The sequence below is a fragment of the Brevibacillus brevis genome, assembly GCF_900637055.1.
Lineage (GTDB): Bacteria > Bacillota > Bacilli > Brevibacillales > Brevibacillaceae > Brevibacillus > Brevibacillus brevis.
On sequence record NZ_LR134338.1, the window covers coordinates 1,490,177 to 1,516,749 of the forward strand.

The window sequence follows — 26,573 nt, forward strand, 5'->3', positions numbered from 1 at the left end:
ATGAGGTGAGGCTATGTCATATGTAACCTTTGATTGTACACAGTTCATTTCATTTGATTCCGATAATGAAGCTGATGTTGCTGCATCTTTGAAAGAATTTGAAGTTACCAATCATTTTAAAGTGTTACCGAAAGATGAAATTTTGCCCAATAAGTTAGAGCATTTGAGACATTTTCTTCATTCAAGCGTTTTTGAAATAGTGAATCAAGAATTCATTGGGGAGTTTGACGAGTGGTTGGTAAGAGAGGAAGTACCAGTTGATATTCTAAGTTTCAGCCGCAATATTCAATTGTTCATGCAAAACAAGCATGTGCAGAATGCCACAGTAATCCTTGTTCGATACGCTAATGATCAAAAGAATGAAGATCGCATATTTGTTGGGGAATTTCATAAAGAGCATATTTTGGAAGGATTGTACCATGCTTCTTGTTTTGGAAACGCTGGAAATATTGTTGTTCTGAAAATGAAATCGAACGATTAGAGTCCTAACAGCCCCACCAAATAGTTTTCAATGAGTGGCAATCAGATCGACCCAGGCTTTTCCTGGTTTTTTGTGTTTTTCCCAAATCCCACACTTTCCCCTTACTTTTCACGAGGTTATCCCGAACATTCCCGCCGCTCGTACGGTACGATTTGTTTGTAAGAAACAATAGGAGAAAGGGAGTGTTCACACATGAAAAAAATGCTTTCCGTATCTGTAGTCGCAGCGAGCTTGCTGGTAACGAGTGCCGTAGGAGCTTTTGCGGCTGAGAAAGAAGGGAAAGTAGCAGGGTGGAAAAGCCTGCCTGAAGTTCAAGCGCTAAAAACATTGCAAATGGAGCAAAAAGCTCTGCAAGATAAACTGAAAGCACAATCGCAAATCAACCAACAGGCATGGGATGTTCTTTGGGGCGATGTGACGAGAGAAGTGCGCGAACAGGTAAAAAGTGCACTGGAAGAAACGAAGCCACTGCGCGAAGCAAACAAATCGCTGTCTGCTGAACTGAAAGAAGCGAAGAAAGCTAAGGATAAGGAAAAGGTAGCGAGCATTAAAGCTGAAATCGCTGCAAACCATACCGCCATCGAAGAAAAACTGGCGCATATCCAAACAGAATTGACCCAAGTCAAAGAGAAAAAAGCGTCCTTCAAAGAGATGAACCAAGAATTGAAGCCAATTCGCACAGAAAAGAAAGCGAACAAAGAGCAGGCGAAACAGCTGAAAACAAATGAGCAGAACACAGTGAAAGAAGCGAAGGAAGCATTCCAGGCCGGAGACAAGGAGCAAGCAGCTGCATCCTTGCAAGAGGCTGCTGATCTGTTGAAAGAACTAATCCAGGTACAAAGCGAGATTTTGGAGCAAAAGCAAGCGATTTCCGAGATTATTCAATAAGGAACGTCTACGAGAATAGTGACAGCCCGAATCCTGTTATTAACTAGACAGATGTTCCCCCTCACATAAGAGACAGAAAGCCCGTTGCACGCCAGCGGGCTTTTTTCATTCCCCAATTCGTCAAACTCCTATGAAGCATCTATAGTAAAATGGAAGATAAAGACATAGGGGAGGAGGAGTGTCGCATGGATATTCTAGAGAGAGCGGGTACGGTTGAGAGTAGAGAGGATATGGTTCAATTCATTTCTCATTTGGTTAAGGATTATCAGCAAAATAAAAAAGAGTGGGCGAATATATCACTTGAAGAGTTCCTTAGTGGGATGGAGTCATGGATTGAGGATTGTGATAATATGTTAGCTGATCTTGAAGGTGTAGACTGGAATTTGTTTGCTACCATTTTAATTGCAGGAAGCCGATATGAGTAAATGGAAAAGCCCTTGAAAACAAAATTTCAAGGGCCTTTGACGATATAAGGGTTATCCAGTTCATCTCCGAGATTATCCAGGTCACGCGTAATATTAATGATAATTAAGTATTTTGATTTGCCTTTATGCTTTCCCAAGTCCACAACTTGATGAACCTCGATTAGATCGTTTTCATACTCTTTCTGAGAGTAGCAGATTTCAATTAACGAGGATGAAAGGTCTGTGTTGTCCCAATTCGCTACTTCCAGTTCTACAAATACTTGATTTTTCTTTATGTTCATCTGGCTTCTCTCCCTTGCTTGATCTCAATTCATTCCTCTATGTTCCTATAAATGGTAGCATATATGGTTTTAAGATAAACTCGTTGGCTGATTGTTTAATTGGGGGATTTGGTAGTCCTGGACCGTTTTTTACTCGTACATGGGAGAATTGCGACGTAGCGCAAAAGAAAAAATGATATACTGGAAAAAATTAAGAGATGAACGGGGGACATAGCAATAAGTTGTTGCCGTAAGGATTATTTTAAAAGTACACAATATAATAAAAATGATCATGACAGAACAGGGAGGTTTCGAATTGGAACAGCAGCAACATCAAGAGCAATGGCAAGTGAACGTGCCTGAAAATGAGCGGGTCATGTCGGTCAAGGAATGGTTGATTACTTTTTTAATTATGATGGTGCCCGTGGTCAACCTCGTGATGTATTTTGTTTGGGCATTTGGCAGTGAAGGCAATCTAAACAGAAAGAATTGGGCAAAAGCGAACTTGCTGATCATAGGTGTTTGCATCGGGTTGTACTTGAGCGTCTTCTTTTTAATTCTGATGTTGGCATTCATTGGAGCAGCGGTTGAACAATAGGGAAACGGTGATATAGGCAAAAAACGTGGAGGGTGTAGAATGGATCACCAAACGTATGTGGAAGGAAGCATAGCGGAAAACGAAAAGGTCATGACAATGAAAGATTGGATACTCGTCTCGTTGTTCATGATGATTCCGATCGCGAATATTGTTTTGTTATTTATGTGGGCTTTTGGTTCAGATGGGAATCTGAATCGTAAAAACTGGTCAAAAGCTACCTTGTTGTTAATGGCCATTCTTTTGGGTTTATACTTCGTCATTGGTACGATCATCGCAATTATCACGTTTATTTTACTCGCCATGGAAGGGCAATAAGGGACGAAGCTAAGACGTCGATCAGGCATATTCCAACTCGAATCACCGGGGAGGAATATGCCTTTTTTTTACGCAGAGCATTACACCAGCTTTGCTTTTTTGACGTGCTTTTTCATCAACAGATTGCCGAAATAGCAGCCGAGCAATCCACCGACAAATGAAATCGAGCACATGATAAGAATCATGCTGGGGGTTTCAAAGTAATAGAGCATCGCAGAAAGCTGCTCGGGTGTATAGCTTTTTTCCAAGGTCGCAAGATACGATTCGCGGAAGAAAATAAGCGGGACAACCCCGCAAAGCGAATAGCCGACATAAAAAACAGAATAGCTGATCGCATTGCGCACAGGATTCAGATAAGAGCCTTTTCCCCATAGGATCAGTTCGCAGATGAGTCCGATAACAGCTAAGGTAAGTAAGTAATTCGCGTAGCCAAAACCGACAAAATACAATCCAGTCAAGACAGCTGTAAAAAATAAAGTCCCAGGCTTGGCGATTTTATTGGACATGACCATATAAATCGGACCGTTGAGTAGTGCGGTAAAGCCGCCAACCAGTAAATGAGAAACAACGGTAATAATCGGGGCAATCGTCATCAGTATCAGCATGACGACGTTAAAGATCGCGAGCGTAATAATATCCCGCATGGTCCATCTGCCGCTTTGGGCAGCTAATGATGTTTGGGCTTGCATGTAACATCCTCCCTCAGACATAAGTAGCCGATCTGCTTGACTCACACTCTCTACTTGCGATCCCCCTTTTGCAGGCATGCTGGAAAACAGGTTGCTAGTTGTACACACGGTTGTCAGTATAAGAACACAATATTGATAATGAGAATCGTTGTCAAAATAAAAAAAGCCCAAATTTCAATATTTTGGGATATTTTTCGAGCTTTTTCGCCTATTATCTCCGTGTTTTCCCGTTTTTCTTGAACAATCGCCAAAATATTACAGGTTGGAGGATTTGCAAAATAATCATTCTGGTGAACGTAGGACGAGATAATCAGGGATAATCGCGGAAATGTACCAGAAAACGGAAAAGGAGGGGATTGTATGTATTTGGCAATGGTACATGAGAATCATTATCATGTACGTTGTATCAAAGCGTTTCAGCAAGAGACGAAATGGAGGAGTACATATGAGCATGGATACGATAGCGAAATCATGGCTGCTTACTCAGCCGCAAGCTAAAGACAGCGTCCGCCTGTTTTGTTTTCCTTACGCAGGGGGAGGGGCCTCGATTTACAGGGGATGGGCACAGGCTTTTCCCAGTGATGTCGGTGTTTACCCGGTTCAGCTGCCAGGGAGGGAAAATAGAATTGCCGAGCGAGCGTACTCAGATATGGGAGAGCTGGTGGAAGAGCTGGCCCAAGTGATTCATCCGTATTTGGATCGCCCGTTTCTATTTTTCGGTCACAGTATGGGAACGCGAATTGCCTTTGAGCTGGCACGTGCCGTACAGAGCAAATGGGGACGTCTTCCGCTTGGCCTCATCGTTTCAGGAGGACGAGCTCCACACTTCCCGGAACCGAAGCCTATTTACCATTTGCCTGATGATGAATTTGTCGCAGCACTGCGACGCTTTTCCGGGACCCCAGAGGCGATCCTGCAAAGCAAGGAGCTCATGCAGTTGTTCATGCCGTTGTTGCGTGGGGACTTTACCCTCGACGAAACCTATGTGTATGCCGAGGAGCCTCCGTTGGATTGCCCAATTGCTGCGTATTGCGGGACAGAGGATCAGGAAGCCACGCAGGAAGAAATGGAGGCTTGGGCTAGTCATACAAGTGCCGGATTTACGTTTGAAATGGTAGACGGCGGACATTTTTTCCTGACGACGAACAAAGAGGTTCTCCTGCAATCTGTAACCAAAATGATCGGACAATACCGGAGTGCGGTAGCAGGAAAAGGGGAGCGCTAATGGGATGCAGCATATGCAGCAGGTGCGAATAACCCATTTGTCTGAGAGGACAAAATCAGCTCTGGAGGAATCGTCCTCTATGTTATTGGCTAAAGGGGAAGTGCATATTTGGCTGACGTTTGTGCAAGCATGGGAACACAGTATGCAGGAGCTGGTAGGCGATCTGTCTGCCGAAGAACTCGATAAACGGGCACGATTTCATTTCCACGCAGACAGGGAACGCTATGTTGTCGCACATGGACTGCTGAGAAAGATGACTGGACTGTACCAAGGGATTTCTCCTCGCGCGGTTCAATGGGAGTGCAATTCGAACGGGAAACCGCTTTTATGTGGAGCAGACAGTGATTCCGAAGCACTTTTTTTCAATCTGTCGCATTCGCATAAGCTTGTGGCGGTCGCTTTTTCACGCGATCGCCTTCTCGGCGTTGACGTGGAGCATTTGCGTCACATCCCGGAAATGGAACAGCTCATGAGCTACTTTCATCCTGTGGAGCGAGAGAGGATCTTGCGTTTACCCTTTGATGAGCGACAGCAGGCTTTTTTTGATTGCTGGACACGCACGGAGGCTTTTGTCAAAGCGACAGGGGAGGGCCTGAGTCGTCCACTCGATTCTTTTTTCATGGAAAAACAAGATGGCAGCTTCACGGTAAACGGAGATGGAATCAGGAGCGGGGAGTGGAAAGTTTACGGGTTTACGCCTGCCAGAGGCTATGCAGGAGCAGTTGCAATTGGGAGAGGCAGACCGTAAATCGGAGTACTTGAAACGAGAATCTTCTATTATACTGATAAACTTTATCGGGTTTAATGAGAGTATATAAGTGTGTAAGAATATGGAAATCCCATCGTGAGAAACGAAGAAATCTTGAGAAAACGGAAGATAATCTACCCTGTTTTTCCCAAATGTAGAAAAAACAGCTTGAAGATGAAATTGACAATGAGAATCACTATCAATATCTTGTTGTTAGACAAACCAACATGATGCGTACAACGACAAGGCAGTCTCTGCATGATCCGGCTTCGGGCGCAAAGAGTGACCCGCAGTTACACAGGAGGAGGACGGAATGAGAGTAAGTACGGAGTGGTATGAGCAAGCTGCAATAGCTTATGAACAGCGTGGTTTTTGGGAGCCGCTGACAATTGGGCAGCAATTGCGCAAATGGGCGGAACAGTACCAGAACAAAGAAGCGCTGGTGGAGGACGAGAAGAGGCTCACTTATAGCGAGCTCGACAGCAAGGTGGATGCGCTTGCTTCCGGTTTTTATCACATGGGAATTCAAAAAGGCGACAATGTAGCCGTCCAGCTACCAAATCGAATTTCTTTCGTACTGACTTGCTTTGCCCTGTTTCGCATCGGCGCTGTGCCGATTCTCGTATTGCCTGCCCACAGAGAGGCTGAATTGGACGGGATTTTTGCACTCGCGAGGCCTGTTGCCTACATCCTTCCAACGACGTTTCTCGGTTTTGATTACACGAAGATGGCAGAAGATTTAGTCAAAAGGCATGCGTCGGTTAAATTCGTCATGACGGATGGGGACAGTCCGATCGGGAGGAACTTGGCTGAGATAAGCGGACCGCCAATCGAGCTGGAAGCCCCTTCGTACAAAGACACTGCGTTATTGCTGTTGTCTGGCGGTACGACAGGGATACCCAAGCTGATTCCGAGAACCCACGCTGATTACGTCTACAATGCAAAAGCAACCGCAGCCCGTTGCCAACTGACAGAGCGAAGCGTCTATCTCGCAGTTTTGCCGATTGCGCATAATTTCCCTCTGTGCTGCCCAGGCATCTTAGGCACACTGTCCGTTGGCGGCAAGATCGTACTATGTAAAACTACCAGCTGCGACGAAGCTTTTCCGCTGATTGAGAAAGAACGCGTGACCATTACCGGCCTCGTGCCTTCGATCGTGCAAGTATGGCAGGAAGTGCTGGAATGGGATACAGAAAGCGACCTGTCGAGTCTCGAGGTTCTTCAGGTGGGAGGCTCCATGCTGGATGATAATCTCGCCAGCCGCATCACGCGAGAATGGAAATGCAAGCTCCAGCAAGTTTTCGGTATGGCCGAGGGGCTCATCTGCTGCACATCACTGGATGATCCTGAGTCGATCATTACCAGCTGCCAGGGGCGTCCGATTTCCGAAGGCGATGAAGTGCGAATCGTGGATGAGCATGGAAACGATGTCGCGCCAGGCGAATACGGAGAGCTAATTGTGCGGGGACCGTATACGATTCGCGGCTACTACAGAGCGGAGGAACAAAACCGCGAGAGCTTTACGCCCGATGGATTCTATCGCTCTGGGGACAAGGCGAGAATCACGCCAGAAGGAAATATTCAAATCGGTGGACGGATCAAAGAGCAAATCAACCGAGCGGGCGAAAAAATCATGCCGGCTGAAGTAGAGACGTACCTGCGCATGCACCCAGCCATTAAAGACGCGGCGCTGATTACACTTCCCGATCCAGTGCTGGGCGAGAAAAGCTGCGCATTTTTGATCACCGACGACGAGACGATCAGCTTGGCGGACGTCCATGCCTTCTTCCAGGAAAAAGGAGTGGCACGCTACAAAATGCCAGACCAAATCGAACGCATCGATTACTGGCCGCTAACCAGCGTCGGAAAAGTCAATAAAGCCAAGCTGAAAGAACTGGCGTTAGCGCCGAAATCAGAGACGAAGCCAGCGGAAATCGCTTATTTGGAAGAGACGTTTGCTTTTGCGGGTGATGCGCATATGGCAGCGGCACTGATTGCAGAGCGCAGCGGGTATGAAAACTACCTGCTCTATGAAAACGGAGATGAGCTGTCACTAGGAATGGGGATTCATGCGCTTCTCTACGTGGATGGTGCGCAGACTGCTTTGACTTATCGCAACGAGACTCTCCGTTTCGACAACAACGAGCTGAGTGAGACGCTCGAAAAAGCGATGGCACAGGTGCCGATTCAAAACTGGCGCGCTTATGGAACCGTCCATTTTGGCATGGCGCGTTATTATCAAGGCTTGCCGCTCATGCCAGAAGAGGATTGCTTGCTCAAGCTGTTTGTTCCTGAGGTCGAGTTGCGCTTCAACAAAGGCACAGTCCTATTGAGAGCCTTGCGTGAAGAGAAGCGGAGCGAATTTAGTCAACTGCTTCGGGAGCTGTCGATGAATACGCACGCAGAGCAACAGCTGACCCAAAGAGTGGACAAGCCAAAGCTGTCCGTCCCGCAAGCCGATACATACGACGCGGAAGCCTACATGCAAAACGTGGCCGAAGCGGTACGCGAGATTCAGGAACGCAAATCCCACAAGGTCATCTTGTCGAGAAAAATTCCGCTTGATCACGAGCTGGATCTGGTTGCGAGCTATATTGCTGGCAGACGAGTGAATACGCCAGCACGCTCTTTCCTTGTTAGTTTGGACGGTCTCGGTGCAGCTGGTTTTAGTCCGGAGACAGTTGTAGAAGTTGATAGCGACGGATGGGTGAGTACCTTCCCACTCGCGGGAACACGGGCAAAAGGCAGCAGTGAAGAAGAGGCCAGCAGGCTCAAGGAAGAGCTGCTGAATGACCCGAAGGAAATTGCCGAGCACGCTGTTTCCGTCAAGCTGGCATTCGAAGAGCTGAAAAGCGTTTGCGATTCAACAAGTATCGTCTTGAACGATTTTATGTCAGTAGCTAGCCGAGGAACGGTTCAGCATATCGCTTCTCGCTTGAAAGGGAAGCTGAAACAAGAATGCAATTCATGGGATGCCTTCCGCGCGTTGTTCCCGGCTGTTACCGCTTCGGGAATCCCGAAAAGAGAATCGATCGAGGCGATTGGCAGATTGGAGAATGTGCCACGAGGTCTGTACAGCGGGTGCGTCATGACTTTTGACAGCGACGGTGCCATGGATGCGGCTCTCGTGCTGCGAACGATTTATCAAAAGGACAACCAGGCTTGGCTGCATGCCGGAGCTGGTGTCGTCGAAATGTCTTTGCCGTCCAGAGAACTGGAAGAAACGCGTGAAAAGCTGAGCAGCTTCTCCAGGCAGCTGATTGGAAAAGAATAGGGGCTTGCACGAGAGAGGAGGGAACAAGGATGTCCAAAATGCTCAATGACAGTCTGACCGCAAGTCCCGCCGCTTCCTTGAGCTATGAGGAAATGAAGAGGCAAATTCAGGCGTTGTTGCCCGCGCCTGTCGCATTTTCCGATGATCAAAACCTGATCGAGCTGGGGCTGGATTCCTTGCAAATGATGAGGATGGTCAACAAATGGCGCAAGGAAGGCGCAAAGGTTACATTTGCCGAGCTGATCGGTGCTCCTACCTTGCGTGATTGGCAGGCGTTGCTGCAAAAAAGCAGCCCGTCGCTTCCACATGTGGACGAAAGGAAAACTGATGTGGAAGTAGAGGTGAATGTGCCCTTTCCACTCACCGATGTGCAATACGCTTACTGGATTGGACGCCAGGATGATCAGCCTCTCGGAGGAGTCGGGTGCCATGCGTACTTGGAAATTGATGGGGCGGGCGTGGAGCCGGATCGATTGGAAACAGCGTGGGGCAAACTGCTGATGCATCACCCGATGCTGCGGGCCAGATTTTTGGCGGATGGACAGCAAGAGGTGATGAGTGCCCCGAGGTCCACTGCCGTACCTGTCCATGATCTGCGGTCTTTTTCTGAGGACGAATTGGTGCGGGAGCTAGACGGTATACGGGAGCGGCTGTCTCATCGTCGTTTGGCGGTGGAAGCCGGAGAAGTAGCCGGTTTAGAGCTGAGCTTGTTGCCAGAAGGACGCACCCGCATCCATTTTGATCTGGATTTGCTGGTCGCTGACGTACAGAGTCTGCACATCGTATTGCGCGACTTGGCGGCAGCCTATGCACGAGACAGCAAGCCTCTTGCCCCGACCAATTGGAGCTTTGCCCATTATCTCGGGCAAGAGGCAGAGCGTCGGGCACAGGACAGACAGGAAGCTGCCCGTTATTGGCAGGAACGCCTATCCACATTGCCGGGAGCGCCAGGCTTGCCACTGAAGGAAAAGCCGGAAATGATCAAGTCGCCTGTTTTTACGCGACGGACGCATTTCATGAAGCCGGCCGAATGGGCTCTTTTGCAAAAACGATCCGCAGCTCAGCGGGTCACACCAGCAATGGTACTGTTGACGGCTTATGCAGAAGTACTGGATCGTTGGAGCACCCATTCGCAGTTTCTCATCAATATTCCGTTATTTGATCGCCAAACCGGAGACGCTGGCATCGAAGACGTCGTTGCCGATTTTACCAACCTGCTGCTGCTTGCGGTTGACATGCGGGAGCCATCTTCCTTCCTGGCGCGGGTGCAATCTGTCCAATCACAGTTTCATCAGGATGTAGCACATGCGGCTTATTCCGGGGTTCAGCTGCAGCGGGATATGGCTCGTGTCCGTCAAGGAGAGCGGGATTTTGCCCCTGTGGTGTTCGCGTGCAATTTGGGTACGCCGCTGATCAATGGCGAGTGCCGGGACACATTGGGCAAGCTCTCTTACATGATTTCACAAACGCCGCAAGTATGGCTCGATTTCCAGTCGTATGAAATGGACGGCGGGCTTCTGCTGGCGTGGGATGCGGTTGATCAGCTGTTTCCTGACGGGATGATTGACCAAATGTTCGGCGCTTTTTGCCAGCTGATGGACTCCTTGGTGACGGAGGACAATGACTGGCAAGCACCATCCGTGCTGCTTCCCGATTTGGAACAGAAGAGGAACCATCAGGCTGTAGACGATTCACAACCGCAATCGAGTCAATGCTTGCACAGTGCCTTTTTTGCCTATGCAAAAGAGAATCCGCACGAGCTGGCATTAATCGATAGTCATGCGTCCACTACTTTTTCATATGGCGAGTTAGCGACGTACGCTTTGCAGATTGCGGCGTATCTCCAAAAGCAAGGCGTTGAAGCAGGAGACCCTGTGGCGATCAGCCTGCCGCGTGGAATCGATCAGGTCGCTGCGGTTCTCGGTATCGTGGCACGAGGAGCTTGCTACGTCCCGATTGGAATGGGGCAGCCATCTACAAGGCGTGAGCGCATTCATCAAAAAGCGGGGATTCGCTATGTGCTTACGGATACGGAGCAGGCGCAAACACTGGAGTGGCCAAAAGACGCTGTTGTTCTGTCTGTTACAGATGCGTTGAATGTCTCGCCGCTTGCTGAACCCGTGCCGATTTCTTTTGACAGTCTTGCCTACATCATCTTTACTTCTGGCTCCACAGGTGAACCAAAAGGGGTAGAAATCAATCATTCCGGGGCATGGAACACCATTGCAGAAATAAACAGACGCTACGGAATCGGGCAAACGGATCGGATTTTGGCGGTTTCCTCGCTTGATTTTGACCTGTCTGTCTACGACCTGTTCGGATTGCTCAGTGTAGGCGGCTCGATTGTACTTATAGGGGAAGAAGTGCGACGGGATGCGGCTTATTGGGCGAGACTGGTGGACCAGCATCAAGTGACGCTGTGGAACTCTGTGCCCGTGCTGCTCGATATGCTCTTAATTGCTGCGGAGAGCGGGCCGTACGAGAGCTTGCCGCTTCGCTTGACCATGCTTTCCGGGGACTGGATCGGCCTCGATTTGCCGCAACGATTGAACCAGCTCGCACCGAACAGCCAGCTTGTGGCGATGGGGGGAGCGACAGAAGCGTCGATCTGGTCCAACTTTTTTGATGTGACGCTGCCGTTGCCCGCTCACTGGACATCGATTCCGTATGGTCGACCGCTCGCGAATCAGGCTTATCGGGTTGTCGATGCGCATGGACGTGATTGCCCTGACTGGGTAGAGGGAGAATTGTGGATCGGCGGAGCAGGTGTGGCAGTAGGCTATCGGGGTGATCCTGCCCTAACCGCAGAACGCTTTGTCAACTGGAACGGTTCGCGCTGGTATCGGACTGGTGATCTCGGGCGTTATTGGCCGGATGGGACCATTGAATTTCTCGGGCGCAAGGACTTTCAGGTGAAAATCAGGGGGCATCGCATCGAGCTGGGTGAAATCGAATCGGCCATGAAGCAGCATCCGGGGATTCGTGATGCGGTAGTGACGGCAGTAGGTGATCCGCGCGAGAACAGGCAGCTGGTTGGGTATGTGGTGCCAGAACGGGAAAGCGAATCAGCGCTGTTCGATCGTCTAGAGGCTGATCCGAAAAAGAGCGAAGAACTGTGGGCAGATGTCGTCGATATAGGTCGTGTGCAGACCTTGTCAGAGCATTTTGCAAGCATTAGACCGGAAGATTTCACCTCGATTTGGGCGTATATGGAGAAACTTGCTGTTCGATTCATTTACCGCGCATTGGAGATGGCGGGAGTGAACTTTGAACAAAATGCCAACTACTCCCTCGATGATTTGATGCAGAACTGCGGGATTCAAGAGCGTTATCGCGGGCTGGTCAGACAGTGGCTTCAAACATTGGAGGACGAAGGCTTTGTCCGTAAAGACAAATCGGATGTGTACAGCATCACGCAGGCGAGCCTGACTGAATGGCTGGAAAAGCCGCACGTCTCTCACGTATTGCCTGCATGGGAACATCAAGCACAAGCCCTTTTGCGTTACTTGGAAAAAGTCAATGACGAGAGTGTTGCGCTTTTGCGTGGCGAGCTTGACCCGTTGGCCCATTTCTTCTCGGAGGAATCCAATCTGACTCCGAATGATCTGATGCAGACACTCCCTGGCGCAAAGCATCGAGACAGCGCGGCACTGGCGTTGGTCGAAAGGCTGATCCATCGTCTTGGAAAAAGGTCTGAATCAGAACCGATACGTGTGCTGGAAATCGGGGCGAGGAGCCTAGCACTGACGGAATCATTGCTGGCTGTGCTTCCGGCAGATGCGACACACTTTACATGCACAGACACCTCGACTTTCTTTACGAATGCAGCAAAAACGCGGTTTCGGGAGTACCCGTTTGTGCACTATCAACTGCTCGATATCAATCAAAGTCCACGATCTCAAGGCTTTGAAGCCCATCAGTTCGACGTTGTTATCGCCTCTGATTCCCTGCATCGCGCGAAAAACATCGGGATGGCTCTCTCGCATGTGCAAAGCCTTTTGGCTCCGGGAGGCATGCTGATTTTGCTGGAGATGACCCGCAACAGCCGATTGCAGCAAATCAGCACGGCATTTCTCGAAGATGGCTTTACGCATTTTGAAGATGAGCGGCGTAATGAACAGCGCCCCTTGTTATCGGTGGAAGCATGGCAGCAGGCCTTGCAGCAGCAAGCCTTCGCACAAGTGGCAGCTTTCCCGGAACAGAACGATTTTGGTCAGCATGTACTGGTTGCGCAGGCGCCACTTCAAGCCAAGCGCTTCAACGCAGCACAACTATCAGGCTTCCTGAGCCAAAAGCTGCCTGATTACATGGTTCCGACTGCTTTTCTTTTGTTGAACGAACTGCCGCTTTCTGCAAACGGCAAGGTAGATCGGCAAGCCCTGCCGACTCCTGACAGCCTGATGAAGGCCAAAACAGAAAAAGCGTATACAGCTCCAACGACACCAATCGAAACAGCACTTGCGGCTATTTGGTGCCAGCTATTTGAAGTGGAACGGGTAGGCGTTACAGACAACTACTTCGAGCTCGGCGGGGATTCGCTATTGGCAACCAGACTCAGTGCGATGGTTCGCAGCAAGCTTGCGGTAGAGCTGTCGTTAGGGCGCATTTTTGAAAAGCCGACGATTGCCGGGCTTGCCCAGCATGTGCAGATGCTTCTGGAGGAAAAAGGAGAAGCGTCAGGCTTGCCAGCAATTGTACTGGCTCCACAAGACAGGCATCAGCCATTCCCGCTAACGGATATCCAGCAAGCCTACTGGGTCGGGCGCAGTGGTGTTTACGCCTTGGGTCATGTCTCCACGCATTGCTATTTCGAAATCGAAGGACAGTACTTGGACCTAGAGCGGATCAATCGAGCTTGGCAACGATTAATTGACCACCATGAAATGATGCGGGCCGTGATTTTGCCGGATGGCTGGCGTCAGCAGATTTTGGAGCAGGTTCCTGCTTATCGGATCGAGGTCATGGATTTGCGGAACCAATCGGCTGAAGAAGCTGAGTCCGAGCTGCAAGAGATTCGGGAAGAGATGTCCCATCAGGTGCTGTCTACGGATGTGTGGCCGCTGTTTGAGGTGCGCGCTTCCCGCTTTGGAGACGAACGGGTTCGCTTGCATATCAGCTTTGACAACCTGATTTTTGACGGATGGAGCATGTTCCACCTCTTGAGCGAGTGGACGAGGCTGTATCATGAGCCGGATGCGCCTTTGCCACCACTGGATCTAAGCTTCCGCGATTATGTCCTGGCCCAAGAAGCGCTCAAATCTACAGAGCTGTACCAACGCGATCTGGACTATTGGATGGATCGACTGCCGGATTTGCCGCCAGCACCACAGCTGCCTTTGGCGAAAAATCCTGACACGATTACCGAGCAGCGCTTCCATCGTTTGGAAGCCAGAATCAATCGCCAAGCATGGCAGCGGCTGAAAAAGCGGACAGCAGAGGTCGGTCTGACGCCTTCCGGGATATTGCTGACAGCGTATGCCGAAACCCTCGGTGCATGGAGCAAGAGCTCGCGTTTTACGATCAACCTGACGCAATTCAATCGCCTGCCCTTGCACGCGCAGGTAGGCGAAATCGTGGGGGACTTCACTACGTTAACCTTGCTGGCAGTCGAGTTGTCCGCTGGCGAGACGATTTTGGAACGAGGCAGGAATTTGCAGCAGCAGCTATGGCGCGATTTGGACCATCCTTATGTGGGCGGGGTTCAGGTCCAGCGCGAATTGGCGAAGCAAACAGGAGAGCACAGCGGTGTGGCCATGCCGATTGTCTTTACGAGCGCATTGGGTGTAGAGCAGTGGAGTGGGTCTGACTCCGATGGCAAATGGCTGGGCAAGCTCGTTTACAACATCACGCAGACGCCGCAGGTATGGCTGGACCATCAAGTGGTTGAGCAAGACGGAGAACTGCTGTTGATCTGGGATGCCGTAGAAGGACTGTTTCCAGAAGGACTCCTTGCTGACATGTTTACAGCCTATTGCGAGCTGCTGCATCGACTGACAGAAGAGGATGCGGTATGGCAAGAGGCGGCACCGAGCCTGATCGCTGTCCCTCGACTGGAAGAAAGAATCGCGGCAAACGATACGGCTGCGCCTGTATCCACAGAAACACTCGTCGGATTATTTGACAAACAAGCTGCATGCCAAGCGGATCAGCCTGCCGTGATCTCTACTCAGCGGACGTTGACCTATGGGGAGCTTGCCGACACAGCTGACCAAATAGCGAGGTGGCTGCGTTTAAAAGGAGTCGAACCGAATACGTTGGTCGCTGTCGTGATGGAAAAAGGCTGGGAGCAGGTCGCAGCCACGCTTGGGATTATGAAATCCGGGGCTGCTTATTTGCCGATCGATCCGCAGCACCCAGAGGAACGACGCTCTCAGCTTTTGCATGATGGGCAAGTGCAGTTCGTGCTGACACAGTCTTGGCTGGATGAGCGATTGGGCTGGCCTGCGGATGTGGAGCGGCTGATTGTGGACCAGATGACAGCAAGGGATGAGGGAAGCATGGTGAACGCAGTGACACCAGTTGCCGGGCAGCCGGAGGATTTGGCCTATGTCATCTATACATCCGGGTCAACGGGCTTGCCAAAAGGAGTCATGATCGACCATCGAGGCGCAGTCAACACGATTGAAGATATCAATCAACGCTTTGCAGTGGGGCCACAAGATCGGGTGCTCGCTTTGTCCAATTTGAATTTCGATTTGTCGGTCTATGACATTTTCGGCATGCTTGCCGCGGGTGGAACGATTGTCATGCCGGATGCGGATAAAGCCAAAGACCCTGCACACTGGCTGGAGTGGCTGGAAGCTGAGCAGGTGACAGTGTGGAACACAGTTCCGGCGCTGATGCAGATGCTGATCGAATACGCCGTGGGGAGAAACCTTCACTTGCCGCAATCGTTGCGTCTCGTCTTGTTGAGCGGTGATTGGATTCCGCTGGATTTGCCAGACAAGATCAAGTCGTTTTTCCCTCACGTTCAGGTGATCGGTTTGGGCGGGGCAACAGAAGCCTCGATCTGGTCAAACCTTTTCGCAATCGAAGAGATCGACCCTAGCTGGAAAAGCATTCCGTACGGTCGTCCAATGGTCAATCAGCGCTACCATGTGCTGAACGAATCGATGGGGGATTGCCCTGTTTGGGTGCCAGGCCAGCTGTTTATCAGTGGCATTGGGCTTGCCAAAGGCTACTGGCGAGATGAAAACAAGACGAATGAAAAATTCATCACGCATCCGCGGACAGGTGAACGACTGTACCGCACGGGGGATTTGGGCCGTTACCTGCCAGATGGCACGCTGGAGTTTCTCGGTCGGGAAGATTTCCAGGTGAAAATCAGAGGGCATCGGATTGAGCTGGGCGAGATCGAGACGGCACTGAAGCGCCATGACGGGCTCAAAGACGTTGTCGTGGCCGTACCAGATGACGGTGCGGATGAAAAGCGCTTGGTCGGGTATATGGTGCTGGATCGCGAAAAGGATTCCGCGTTATTCGAAACAGAATTGGCCAGTCCCGCTGCAAGTGCTGCTCGATGGCAGACGATCAACAGCATAGGTCATACGCAGGCCGATACCATTCCTGCAAGTGTCGATGTGGAAGCCGTCACGCAATTCCTGATGGAAGCTGATCGTGTAAGCACCGCCTACCTATGCCGCACGCTGGAGCATATGGGAATGTTCGCGCAAGTAGGAGAAAGCACTTCAATTGCGGAGCTCATGCATCGTTTTCAGATTCATCCTCGTTATCAGACCTTGCTTGCGCATTGGCTGGAAGTGCTGGTAGAAGAGGGCTTGCTGGAAAAGCGCGCAGCGGGTAAGTACGTCAGTCTGCGTTCCTTGCGTGAAGGGGTGCCGGATGTTGTTCTGTCAGCTTCCTCGCTACGTACGGAAGCAGCACGTGATCTCGAAGCCGTTTTCCGCCGCGACTATCCGTTGTTTATTGGTCTGTTGACCGGTGAGCTCGATCCGTTGGAGCTCTTTCTAGCAGACGACGCCTTCTTGACACCTGCGGGCTTGAGCCGCTTTGACCTGACGCGGGAGTTTTACAGCAGTCTTGCCGGGGCGGTGTTCGGCAGTATCGTAAGTCACCATCCGTCAGACAAGACATTGCGGGTGCTAGAGCTTGGCACGAGAGCCGGTAGCTTGACGCAAACGCTGGTGTCCACCTTGCCTGCAGAACGCAGTCGTTATTTATACGTCGACGAATCCTCCTTTTTTACCGACAGGGCAAAGAAGGAGTGGGGAGAGCAGGCTCCGCTGGAGTACGGTCAGCTTGACATGAACGTTTCCCCGCTTACGCAGGGCTATGAGCCGCATTCGTTTGACGTCATTGTTGCGGACAATACGCTGCACCGCTCTCGTGATATAGGGAAAACGCTGGCGCACTTGAAAGGGCTGCTCGCACCTGGGGGGCTTCTGTTCCTGGTCGAGTCGACGCGCAACAGTCGTCTGTTGCTGACCACTGTCGGCTTCTTCGAGGATGGGTTTAGCCATCTGGAGGATGAGCGCAAAGCCAATCATCTTCCTCTGCTTACGGTCGAGCAATGGCGAACGGGCCTGGAAGCACAAGGCTTCACCAACGTCCTTGCCATTCCGGATAAAGCTCAGGTCGCAGAGGCGTTCGAGCGCCATCTGATTGTGGCGCAAGCACCGGAGGCGGTTCGTTTGTTCCAGCCGGAAAAATTGTCCGAAGCCTTGCGAAATAGCTTGCCTGACTATATGGTGCCAAGCGAGTACGTACTGCTGGATGAACTGCCGCTATCCGGCAATGGAAAAGTAGATCGAAAGGCAATCACAAAGCTTGGCAGAAGAAAGGCAAGCATGCCGAAAAAGATGCATGTAGCGCCTTCCAACGAGCTCGAGGTCAAGCTCGCCAAGGTCTGGGAAGAGGTGCTTGGTGTAGCGGAAATCGGCATCCACGACAGCTTTTTTGCGCGGGGGGGAGACTCATTGCGCGCGATCCAATGCCTCAATCTTTTGAGAGAGAGATACCAGATTGATTTGTCGCTGCAAAGCTTGTTTGAAGCTTCCACGATATGCACCCTTGCCGAGCTGGTCAAGACGAGCACACAGGCAACGGACGATCTTGCAGCGGATTTTGACGAGGGGACCATTTAAATAAAGAAAAACCGCAGATGAGTAGGTGGGCTGCGACTCAGTGGCAGGCGCAGCCCCGCCTTTTCTATGAAGAAGAATGCGGGGAGCAGGAAGGAGGGAGAGAACATTGGGTATCAAAAAGATTGGCATTTTGGGTGCGACTGGCGTTGTAGGCCATGCAGCCTTTCAAACGATTTTGTCTAGGACGAACGATCCGATTTTGCTGGGAGGCAGAAATCCCGAGAAGCTACGTGAGCTTTTTACGGGGACGGACGGCAGGGTGGAATGCCAGCAGGTGGATGTATGCAACGAAGAGGAGTTGCATGACTTTTGCGGCCGAGTCGATCTCGTCATCAATTGTGCAGGGCCCTCCAAGCAAATCGTTGATAAAGTTGCTGTCGCATGCCTCAAACATGAGGTTCATTACGTAGATGTGTCCGGAGATGAGCATTTGTATCGACAATTGCTTACGCGAAAGCAGGAAATCGAGGAAAAGGGACTGTTGTTTATCATCTCTGCTGGCGTTTACCCGGGGCTGTCAGAAGTGTTCCCCGCTTACGTCGCTGAGAATGACTTAGACGAAATCGATTTGCTCGAAGTCTTTTTTGCAGGACAGGGCGGGTTCTCACTCAATGCGGCCTATGACATCGTCTGCAGCATTGAAGAAGATACCGGGTGGGGAATGTCTTACTTCAAGCAAGGCGAGCTCAAAAAAATAGACGGGCCGTTCCATCGCAACTACACGCTGCCACATCCCGCGGGCAAGCGCGACACGTATCCGGTAGTGACCAAGGAATTCGGCCTCATGACCAAGCAGCATAAAATCGAATCCGCTTATTTTTACAACAGCTACCAAAGCAATGCCATCCTGAATCAATTTGTGATGATCAAGGCTTTGCAGCAATACAAAACCGAGGAACAAAAAAGAGCGTCAGCCAAGCTGCTGCTGGAACAGTTTGAGGCGAAGAAGCCAGGTGTGAAAGATTTTACGATGTTCCACCTGCATGCGACCGGAAAGCGCGACGGCAAAAAAGTGCGGGTCTTCTCCACTCTTCTGTACCCGGGCGACTGGAATCGGATATCTGGCATCATCGCTGCCACAGTGGCTCATTTGATCGCGGAAGATCAGAACAGCAAAACAGGCTGCTTTTTCGTGGCAGAGGGCGTATCGGCGACAGGTCTGATTGATGCGCTTCGCGAGCAGCAGGTCGAACTCATGCATTCCATCATGGAAATGAAGTAGGGGTGACGTATGACAAAGAATCGTAAGTTGCGTACCGTGGTATGCGGTTCCCGCTTTGGACAGTTCTACTTGGAAGCGGTAAAGGCATTGCCTGAGCAGTTTGAATTGGTAGGGCTGCTGGCAAAAGGAAGTGAACGCTCGCGTCAATGCGCCGAGCGAAATGGCATCCCGCTGTACACCGATATGAATCAATTACCTGCTGACATTGATCTGGCTTGCGTTGTATTGCGTTCCACCGTGATGGGCGGCAATGGAACAGAGCTGGCGATCCAGCTGCTTGCCAAGGGCATACACGTCATTTCGGAAGAGCCGATCCATCACAAAGATTTGGCATTGTGCCTAAAGCATGCCAAGCAGAATGGTGTTCATTTTATGACGGGCGATCTCTACGTACATTTGCCTGCTGTTCGCCGCTTTATTGCTTGCGCTCGAACGATGCTGGCTATGCAGCCTGCCTTGTACATCGAGGCTGCTTGCGCTACACAGGTGTCCTTCCCGCTCATGCACATTTTGCAGGAAGCTCTCCCTTCTATTCGTCCGTGGAAAATCAGTCATGTCATCAAGGATGAGGGGCCGTTTCAAGTGTTGATCGGACAGCTGGGCAAAATCCCAATTACGCTGCGCGCCCACAATGAAGTCGATCCGGATGATCCAGACAACTATCTGCATTTGCTGCATCGCGTGACGATTGGCGTAGCTGGCGGGAGCTTGTCGCTCACAGACACGCATGGTCCGGTCGTGTGGCAGCCGCGTCTGCATGTACCGGATCTTCCCGACATTCATGGTGAGCTGACAGTGTCTCCACCCGCACACATGCTGGAAAACAGTACACACATACTAGGACCGCAGGAGACGCCGACCTATCGGGACATTCTTACGAAGCAGTGGCCGCGAGCTATCGGCCGCGATTTACTCATTATGCGAGAGAGGATCATGGGGCAGGTCGATAAGGCTGCGATGGAAACGCGCGCGCAGCAGGAGCTATTGTGCTCACGACAGTGGCAAGAATGGACGCAGGCATTGGGATATCCCGTGCTGCGCTCGCATGGCAGCCATGAACCGTTATCGTTAGCCTCTCTCGAACAAGCAGCCTGGAGCATTCCAGACGACGAATTCCACGACACTGCATCACCCAATGACGCGACTTTGGCGGAAAACAACGATGTTTTTGCATGCACGGCGTCTGCCGAGAACGAGCTAAAAGGGATCGATGCCGTGCAGGTAAATACGTGCATTGAGCGCCTGGATGCAGCAGCGGTGGCCTCCATGCTGCTTGCGCTGCAATCCCAAGGAGCATGGACAGCAGAACAACATTCTTATACGGCGTTAGACATTTTCACTGCTGCAAACGTCGCAGAACGTCATCATCCGGTCATCAAGCGCTGGCTGCACATCTTGACGGATCGTGGCTTCCTGAAATATGCCGCTGGCGAGTATCAATGCGACATTCAGATGACGCGAGAGGAAGTAGAACGACGGTGGGAGTTAGCCAAAAACGCTTGGAATGGCAAGCTGGGCTCACCGCTTGTCATGGACTATCTCAAAGACAATGCGGATCGGCTGCCACAGCTGATGGATGATACCCAGCAAGCTGCTTTGCTGCTATTTCCTGAGGGTCGCATGCATGTTGCCAATGCGCTTTATCGGGACACCCTTGTGGCGCGTTATTTGAACAAGTCGGTCGCAGAAGCAGTAGCGCGGATCGCGTCTACGGCCAACTCGCTTCGTATCCTGGAGGTAGGCGCCGGGACTGGAGCGACTAGTGATGTGGTAGTGGACCGCCTGAAGCCGTCTGTTTCCAAAGGACTGAATGTGGAGTATGTGTACACGGATGTGTCCCACTTTTTCTTATCCGCTGCACGTGAACGGTACAAAGCTTGCCCGTGGATGAAATACCAGGTGGTTGATATCGACAAAGATTTGTTTGCCCAAGGTCTCACAGAAGGCAGCTTCGATATCGTGATTGCGGCAGGGATGTTGAACAACGCGCGGGACACGGATGAAGTTATCCAAGGGCTGTTGAAGACCCTTGCTCCAGGAGGCTGGATGATTATTACCGAGCCAACTCGAGAATTCGTTGAAATGCTCATCTCCCAAGCTTTCATGATGACTCCGCCAGTAGATGACAGGAAAAATACGCAATCGACCTTCATGACTGTCCAGCAGTGGCTCGATGTGTTTCAGCGGGCAGGTGTCCAGGAGCTTGCGGTCCTGCCTGAGGAGTCTCACCCATTGGCACCACTTGGACAAAAGCTGTTCCTCATCAAGAACAACATCGATGTTGGCGTACGTCAGCAGCTTTCCCCAAACGAAAACGAAATGGCCAAGCTCATTTAAATAGGAGAGTGTGCATATGCCCCAAAACCTCAAGACGAATAGCGTTGAGCTCTTGATGCGCCTACGCAGAGATGGAATTTTTTTATGGGAGGAAAACGGGAGCCTGCGTTACAGAGCCCCAAGAGGAACACTGGCAGCCGACGATTTACAGGCGTTGAAAGAACAGAAAGCAGACATTCTCGCCCTTTTGCGAGCCGAATCCCAACCGGTGACGGTGGTTCCAGATCCAGCAGCGCGATTTATGCCTTTTCCCCTGACCGATGTGCAGTCTGCTTATTTGCTGGGACGGTATGAGCTGTTTGGCTATGGTGGCGTAGCGTGCCATATCTACATGGAGCTGGACTATCCCGAGCTTGATCCGAAACGGGCGGAGGATGCGTGGAACCTGCTCATTGCAAGACATGACATGCTGCGCGCAACCATTGATCAGAATGGTCAGCAGCGTATTCTGGAGAAGGTTCCGCATTGGACGATTACCTATACGGATACGAGTGGCATGAATGAGCAGGAGGCAGGAAGAAGGCTCGATGACATACGCGAAGCGATGGGACATCGCGTGTATGATACAGCCAAATGGCCGTTGTTTGATATCGGCTTGACGAAAACGAGCGACAGGGCTGTACTCCATGTATCGATGGAATTTCTCATCGCGGATTGGGCGAGTATTTGGCTCTTGCTGGGTGAGTTTGAGGCCCTTTACAAAGAACCGGGAAAAACATTGCCTGCGTTGCCGATTACGTTTCGCGATTACGTATTTGCCGAACGAAGCCTAAGAGAGACTACCACGTATGGCAGAGACAAAGCGTACTGGGAGCAACGGATCGATGCATTGCCACAGGCTCCAGACCTGCCAATGGCGAGACAGCAGACCCAGAATGGAGGCGCACGCTTTCGCCGTCGCTTCATTCGCTTACATAACGCTTCGTGGGATGCCTTCAAAAAGCGTGCCCAGCAGCGAGGATTGACGCCAACCGCCGCCGTGATGACAGCCTTTGCCTCTGTGATCGAGCGCTGGAGTCGAAATCGTGCGTTTTGCCTGAATTTGACGTTGCTGAACAGACAGCCGCTGCATGAACGAGTCCATGAGATTGTCGGGGATTTCACATCCGTCAATTTGCTTGCGGTTGATTGGGGATTAGAGCGTTCTTTTCAGGGACGGGCGAAAACGATTCAAAAGCAGTTGTTTGAAGATTTGGATCACCGTTTGTTTTCCGGCGTGGAGGTCATGCGCGAGCTAGCGCGCAGGCGCGGGCGTGAAGCCGCTCTGATGCCAATCGTCTTTACGAGCGCGATTGGGTTAGTGGAACCAGCGGAAGGCGGTCAGCTACAGGGCAAAATTGCTGGACACGGAATCAGTCAAACGCCGCAGGTTTTCATCGATTGCCAAGCCATGGACAGCCAGGCAGGCTTGCAGGTGAACTGGGATGTGCGGGAGGGTGTTTTCCCGGAGCATGTCGTTGACGACATGTTTGATACTTTTGCAAAATTACTGCAATCTTTGGCGGACAGCGAGCAAGTGTGGGAGGGAGCTGACGAAATTGCGTTGCCAGACTGGCAGCGGGAAGAGCGTCAGCAGGTGAATGCAACCACCGCAGCTTTACCAGAGTACGCCTTGCATCAGCCAATCGTCACGCAAGCAATGTCGACGCCAGATCGTCCAGCCGTGATTGACAGTGAAGGACAGATTTCCTATGCAGAACTGGTGAAACGAGCTGCCGCAGTAGCAGGGAAGCTGAAGGATCTGGGCTGCCGCGAGCAAGACCGCGTTGCCATCGTGATGGATAAAGGCGCGCATCAAGTCACAGCCGTACTCGGTACATTGTTTGCCGGAGCCGTCTATGTGCCCATTGATCCGAAGCAACCCGAGATGCGCCGACAGGCCATGATGGAACAGGCGGACATCCGTTATGCCTTGACGGTATCTGCCAGCCAGCTGCAATGGTCAGACTCTATTCAAACGATTGCAGTGGATCAAGTGAGCCCGCAGCATGAACCATTAATACTGCCTGACCTAAACCCGGATTTGCCTGCGTACATCATCTATACGTCTGGCTCCACGGGACAGCCCAAAGGGGTCGTCATCAGCCACCGTGCAGCAGCAAATACGATCGAGGACATGCTTCGCCGTTTTGCGATCACGGAAAATGACCGCGTGCTTGGCCTTGCCCAGCTGAGCTTTGATTTATCTGTCTACGATATTTTTGCCACGCTCTCTGTTGGCGGTGCGGTCGTGTATCCTCATCCCGACCGTCAAACGGACCCGTCCCATTGGACAGAGCTGATAGCCGAGCATGACATCACCGTGTGGAATTCCGTGCCGGCCCTGATGCAGATGCTGGTCACGTATTTGGATTCGACGCCAACTGTCAAAGTAGACAGCCTACGACTGGCCTTGCTTTCCGGTGATTGGATTCCGTTGACGCTGCCTGATCGGATGCAAAAATATTTGCCTTCTGCACAGATCGTCAGTCTCGGCGGTGCCACCGAAGCATCGATCTGGTCGAACTACCATCTGTACAAAGGACTGGAAGCAGACTGGAACAGTATTCCGTATGGCCGACCGCTCGCCAATCAAGGCTTCCGCGTCCTCGATTCACAGATGCGCGATTGCCCGGTGTGGGTGATCGGGGATCTGTATATTACCGGAGCTGGCTTGGCGGAGGGCTATGTGGGAGATCAACGGCTCACGGAGGAAAGGTTCTTCTCCCACCCTATCGATGGAGAGAGACTCTACCGAACGGGTGATTTGGGCCGCTACACACCGGGGGGCGAAATCGAGTTTATCGGCCGCGAAGACAATCAGGTCAAAATCAGAGGGCATCGGATCGAGCTGGGTGAAATTGAAACGGCCCTGCTCAAACACCCTGCTGTCGCCGCAGCTGGTGTCGTGCTGGATGGAGCGAGTGACGAGCCTGTTTTGCTGGGGATTGTGGAAAGCGCCCGCAAGATGGATCGGGACCTTGAAGCGGAACGAGCAGAATTCGCGATGCTAGTAGATGGGATCGGTGAAGAAACGGGCATCGAGGTCAATCAGCGCATTGGCGAGCTCTTGCAGCGCATTGCGCGACAGCATACGCCCAAATCTCTTCGGGTATTGCAAGTCGGCACAGGGAACGGGGCGTTGACAGAGTATGTCCCGCAAGCGTTGGAAGGCTATGATGCAGAGTATAGAAGTATGGATATCGTAGAAGGAGAGTATCGGGCAAAAGGACTGGCACCGAACTCGTTCGACGTGGTATTAGCTGCGGGAGATATAGAAAGCTCCGACATGAGCAAGCTGAAAGAGCTGATTTGCCCGGGCGGGTGGCTCATTCTTGCCAAGTGGACAGAAGCGTCATGGATAAGTGAGTGGCAGAAGGAAGAGGACGCTCTTGTGTTCGTGTTGCAAAAGGAGGGAGAGAATCATCTGCTCGCTCATCAGGTGAAGCTGGACAGGATGAGGGTCAGTGCCGCAGAGCTGGAAAAATTCCTTTCCCTACACCTGCCTGCTTATATGCTGCCTTCCCACTTGCAAGTCGTAGACGCACTGCCGCTTACCGGAAATGGAAAAATAGATCGCCGCGAGCTGGCAAAATGGCGCCCTGCATCATCGTTCGAACAACATGCTGCTAGGGACGCTACAGAAGGGGCGGAATCAGATCCGTTGGAAGCGCAGCTTGCTCACGTCTGGGCAGAAGCATTGGGAGTCCCGAGATTCGGTCGAACACAAAGCTTTTATGAGTACGGTGCAGATTCTCTCATCATGGCACAGGTAGCAGGAAAGCTGCGCGACAAGCTGGCAGAGGACCCGACGCACGCTGCCATCCCGTTTGATGTCTTGCTGCGGCAAATGCTCAACTTCCCGACCGTGGAAGCACTGGCTGGCTTCCTACACATGCGCAATCAGGAGATGCAGCAGAGTGAGGAAGTCGCATTGCCGAAAAAACGCAACAAGTCCAGCAATGCCGTGCTGATTCCATATGGCGGTGACGAATCTGGTCCGCTGCGGGTTGTGTTCCATGCCGTTTTGGGGACGATGGACAGTTTTCGTCCATTGATTGAACAGCTCAAAGCCCAGCAGACAGGAAGCATCGTCGGGATCGCCATTGACGATAGCGAGCGTTATTGCGCACTAGAGCCGTCTGAGCTGATAGAAACCGTGGCCGATGATTACGCCGAATGCTTGATCGACATCTTGCGTGAAGGAGAGCAAAGACCTGTACAGCTCATCGGCTATTCCTTGGGCGGATTGATTGCCATTGAAGTGGCGAGAAGACTCGGGGAGCAGGGCGTCCCGATTCTGGACCTGGTTTTGATCGACATTCCTCCGATCCTGACAGAAGTGAATGACGATCTCTTGATTGAGGCACTTTTCGTTCCGAACCTGAACATCACGCTGGAACAGGCTGATTTTGGAAAAGTGGATGAGCACGATTTCGCACGGGCGATTTTGCAGCTTGTAGAAAAATACGGAGATTGCATCCCGCAAGGCTCAGCGTGCACTATCGGTGGAGACGAGGGGCTAGATCAGGTGGGAGAGATGTTCCGCAAATTATCCGCGTTTGACAGAAGAGAACGCTTTACTGCTTATGTCCATGCGCTAGGCAAAACATCGGGGGAACAGATGCCCGTGGAAATGGCAGAGGGCTTGTGCAAAGTGTTTGGGCAGAGTTTTAAAGCAGCTCGCTATACTCCTTTGCCTTATATGGGAGACATTCGCTTCCTGCTGGCTCGCGAGCCGTTTCAATTTTTGCCAAGCACGAGCGAAGAGACCATCGCTTTTTGGCAAGATATATGCATTGGAGAACTGGAAGTGACAGAAATCGCCGGCAACCATTACAGCTGCATGGCAGGAGAGAATGCGGTCAAGCTGGCGGAGCTGTTGGCAGTACCACTCGGCACCGAATAACTTCATCGTTTAGCAATCAAAACAGCGGTAGACAAGGACGAAAAAATAATGTCCTTTGTCCGCCGCTGCTCCTTTTCCTCCCTGCAAGAATTATTCCTAAAAAATAGAAACCCTCATTT

The 26,573-nt window shown here is 51.3% G+C and carries 14 protein-coding genes; 12 read left to right on the forward strand and 2 right to left on the reverse strand.

Annotated features, from left to right (window positions below; all coding sequences use genetic code 11):
- Positions 1-13: 13 nt before the first annotated feature.
- The 3 genes from EL268_RS07810 to EL268_RS07820 all read left to right on the forward strand — a co-directional run bounded on the left by EL268_RS07810 (position 14) and on the right by EL268_RS07820 (position 1,794).
- The gene (locus EL268_RS07810; protein ID WP_106656942.1) at positions 14-481 is read left to right on the forward strand and encodes a hypothetical protein; all 468 of its coding nucleotides are present in this window, start codon (positions 14-16) and stop codon (positions 479-481) included.
- Positions 482-673: 192 nt separating this feature from the next.
- Positions 674-1,369 carry a hypothetical protein gene (locus EL268_RS07815; RefSeq protein WP_106656943.1) on the forward strand — a complete coding sequence of 232 codons (696 nt, stop codon included), beginning with the start codon at positions 674-676 and terminating at the stop codon, positions 1,367-1,369.
- A 185-nt stretch (positions 1,370-1,554) separates the two neighbouring features.
- On the forward strand, positions 1,555-1,794 hold the full coding sequence (locus EL268_RS07820) for a DUF7660 family protein (protein WP_106656944.1): 240 nt from the start codon (positions 1,555-1,557) through the stop codon (positions 1,792-1,794).
- A 26-nt stretch (positions 1,795-1,820) separates the two neighbouring features.
- On the opposite strand, the gene EL268_RS07825 is transcribed toward EL268_RS07820, so the two are convergent.
- Positions 1,821-2,075 (reverse strand): hypothetical protein, encoded by a 255-nt coding sequence (locus EL268_RS07825; protein WP_106656945.1) that lies wholly within the window; start codon positions 2,073-2,075, stop codon positions 1,821-1,823.
- Positions 2,076-2,370: 295 nt separating this feature from the next.
- Here EL268_RS07825 and EL268_RS07830 point away from each other — a divergent pair, with 295 nt between their 5' ends.
- Positions 2,371-2,652, forward strand: coding sequence for a hypothetical protein (locus tag EL268_RS07830; protein WP_232030311.1), 282 nt, complete (start codon positions 2,371-2,373; stop codon positions 2,650-2,652).
- A 39-nt stretch (positions 2,653-2,691) separates the two neighbouring features.
- Positions 2,692-2,967 carry a hypothetical protein gene (locus EL268_RS07835; RefSeq protein WP_106656946.1) on the forward strand — a complete coding sequence of 92 codons (276 nt, stop codon included), beginning with the start codon at positions 2,692-2,694 and terminating at the stop codon, positions 2,965-2,967.
- Positions 2,968-3,047: 80 nt separating this feature from the next.
- On the opposite strand, the gene EL268_RS07840 is transcribed toward EL268_RS07835, so the two are convergent.
- Positions 3,048-3,656 (reverse strand): MptD family putative ECF transporter S component, encoded by a 609-nt coding sequence (locus EL268_RS07840; protein ID WP_047071504.1) that lies wholly within the window; start codon positions 3,654-3,656, stop codon positions 3,048-3,050.
- Between the two features lie 445 nt (positions 3,657-4,101).
- On the opposite strand from EL268_RS07840, the gene EL268_RS07845 reads away from it, so the two are divergent.
- The 7 genes from EL268_RS07845 (at position 4,102) to EL268_RS07875 (ending at position 26,454) form a co-directional block, all read left to right on the forward strand.
- A complete protein-coding gene (locus tag EL268_RS07845; protein WP_106656979.1) occupies positions 4,102-4,881 on the forward strand; it encodes a thioesterase II family protein in 780 nt (259 codons plus the stop codon).
- Positions 4,882-4,960: 79 nt separating this feature from the next.
- Complete coding sequence (locus EL268_RS07850; RefSeq protein ID WP_232030318.1) at positions 4,961-5,629, forward strand: 4'-phosphopantetheinyl transferase family protein; 669 nt, start codon at positions 4,961-4,963, stop codon at positions 5,627-5,629.
- A gap of 313 nt (positions 5,630-5,942) precedes the next feature.
- Positions 5,943-8,903, forward strand: a complete 2,961-nt coding sequence (locus EL268_RS07855) for a salicylate synthase (RefSeq protein ID WP_106656948.1) — start codon at positions 5,943-5,945, stop codon at positions 8,901-8,903.
- Positions 8,904-8,932: 29 nt separating this feature from the next.
- A complete protein-coding gene (locus EL268_RS07860; RefSeq protein WP_106656949.1) occupies positions 8,933-18,007 on the forward strand; it encodes a non-ribosomal peptide synthetase in 9,075 nt (3,024 codons plus the stop codon).
- 106 nt (positions 18,008-18,113) lie between these two features.
- Positions 18,114-19,229 carry a saccharopine dehydrogenase family protein gene (locus tag EL268_RS07865; protein WP_106656950.1) on the forward strand — a complete coding sequence of 372 codons (1,116 nt, stop codon included), beginning with the start codon at positions 18,114-18,116 and terminating at the stop codon, positions 19,227-19,229.
- A 9-nt stretch (positions 19,230-19,238) separates the two neighbouring features.
- Positions 19,239-21,566, forward strand: a complete 2,328-nt coding sequence (locus EL268_RS07870; protein WP_106656951.1) for a bifunctional Gfo/Idh/MocA family oxidoreductase/class I SAM-dependent methyltransferase — start codon at positions 19,239-19,241, stop codon at positions 21,564-21,566.
- Positions 21,567-21,582: 16 nt separating this feature from the next.
- Positions 21,583-26,454: a non-ribosomal peptide synthetase gene (locus EL268_RS07875; protein WP_106656952.1), complete on the forward strand. Its 4,872-nt coding sequence runs from the start codon at positions 21,583-21,585 to the stop codon at positions 26,452-26,454.
- The last annotated feature ends 119 nt before the right edge of the window (positions 26,455-26,573 follow it).

What these genes read in the sequence shown, in the direction of transcription:
- EL268_RS07855 (WP_106656948.1), top strand. Translation starts at nt 5,943, where the DNA reads ATGAGAGTAAGTACGGAGTGGTATGAGCAAGCTGCAATAGCTTATGAA.
- EL268_RS07860 (WP_106656949.1), top strand. Translation starts at nt 8,933, where the DNA reads ATGTCCAAAATGCTCAATGACAGTCTGACCGCAAGTCCCGCCGCTTCC.
- EL268_RS07815 (WP_106656943.1), top strand. Translation starts at nt 674, where the DNA reads ATGAAAAAAATGCTTTCCGTATCTGTAGTCGCAGCGAGCTTGCTGGTA.
- EL268_RS07820 (WP_106656944.1), top strand. Translation starts at nt 1,555, where the DNA reads ATGGATATTCTAGAGAGAGCGGGTACGGTTGAGAGTAGAGAGGATATG.
- EL268_RS07810 (WP_106656942.1), top strand. Translation starts at nt 14, where the DNA reads ATGTCATATGTAACCTTTGATTGTACACAGTTCATTTCATTTGATTCC.
- EL268_RS07840 (WP_047071504.1), bottom strand. Translation starts at nt 3,656, where the DNA reads ATGCAAGCCCAAACATCATTAGCTGCCCAAAGCGGCAGATGGACCATG.
- EL268_RS07845 (WP_106656979.1), top strand. Translation starts at nt 4,102, where the DNA reads ATGAGCATGGATACGATAGCGAAATCATGGCTGCTTACTCAGCCGCAA.
- EL268_RS07875 (WP_106656952.1), top strand. Translation starts at nt 21,583, where the DNA reads ATGCCCCAAAACCTCAAGACGAATAGCGTTGAGCTCTTGATGCGCCTA.
- EL268_RS07850 (WP_232030318.1), top strand. Translation starts at nt 4,961, where the DNA reads ATGTTATTGGCTAAAGGGGAAGTGCATATTTGGCTGACGTTTGTGCAA.
- EL268_RS07835 (WP_106656946.1), top strand. Translation starts at nt 2,692, where the DNA reads ATGGATCACCAAACGTATGTGGAAGGAAGCATAGCGGAAAACGAAAAG.
- EL268_RS07870 (WP_106656951.1), top strand. Translation starts at nt 19,239, where the DNA reads ATGACAAAGAATCGTAAGTTGCGTACCGTGGTATGCGGTTCCCGCTTT.
- EL268_RS07825 (WP_106656945.1), bottom strand. Translation starts at nt 2,075, where the DNA reads ATGAACATAAAGAAAAATCAAGTATTTGTAGAACTGGAAGTAGCGAAT.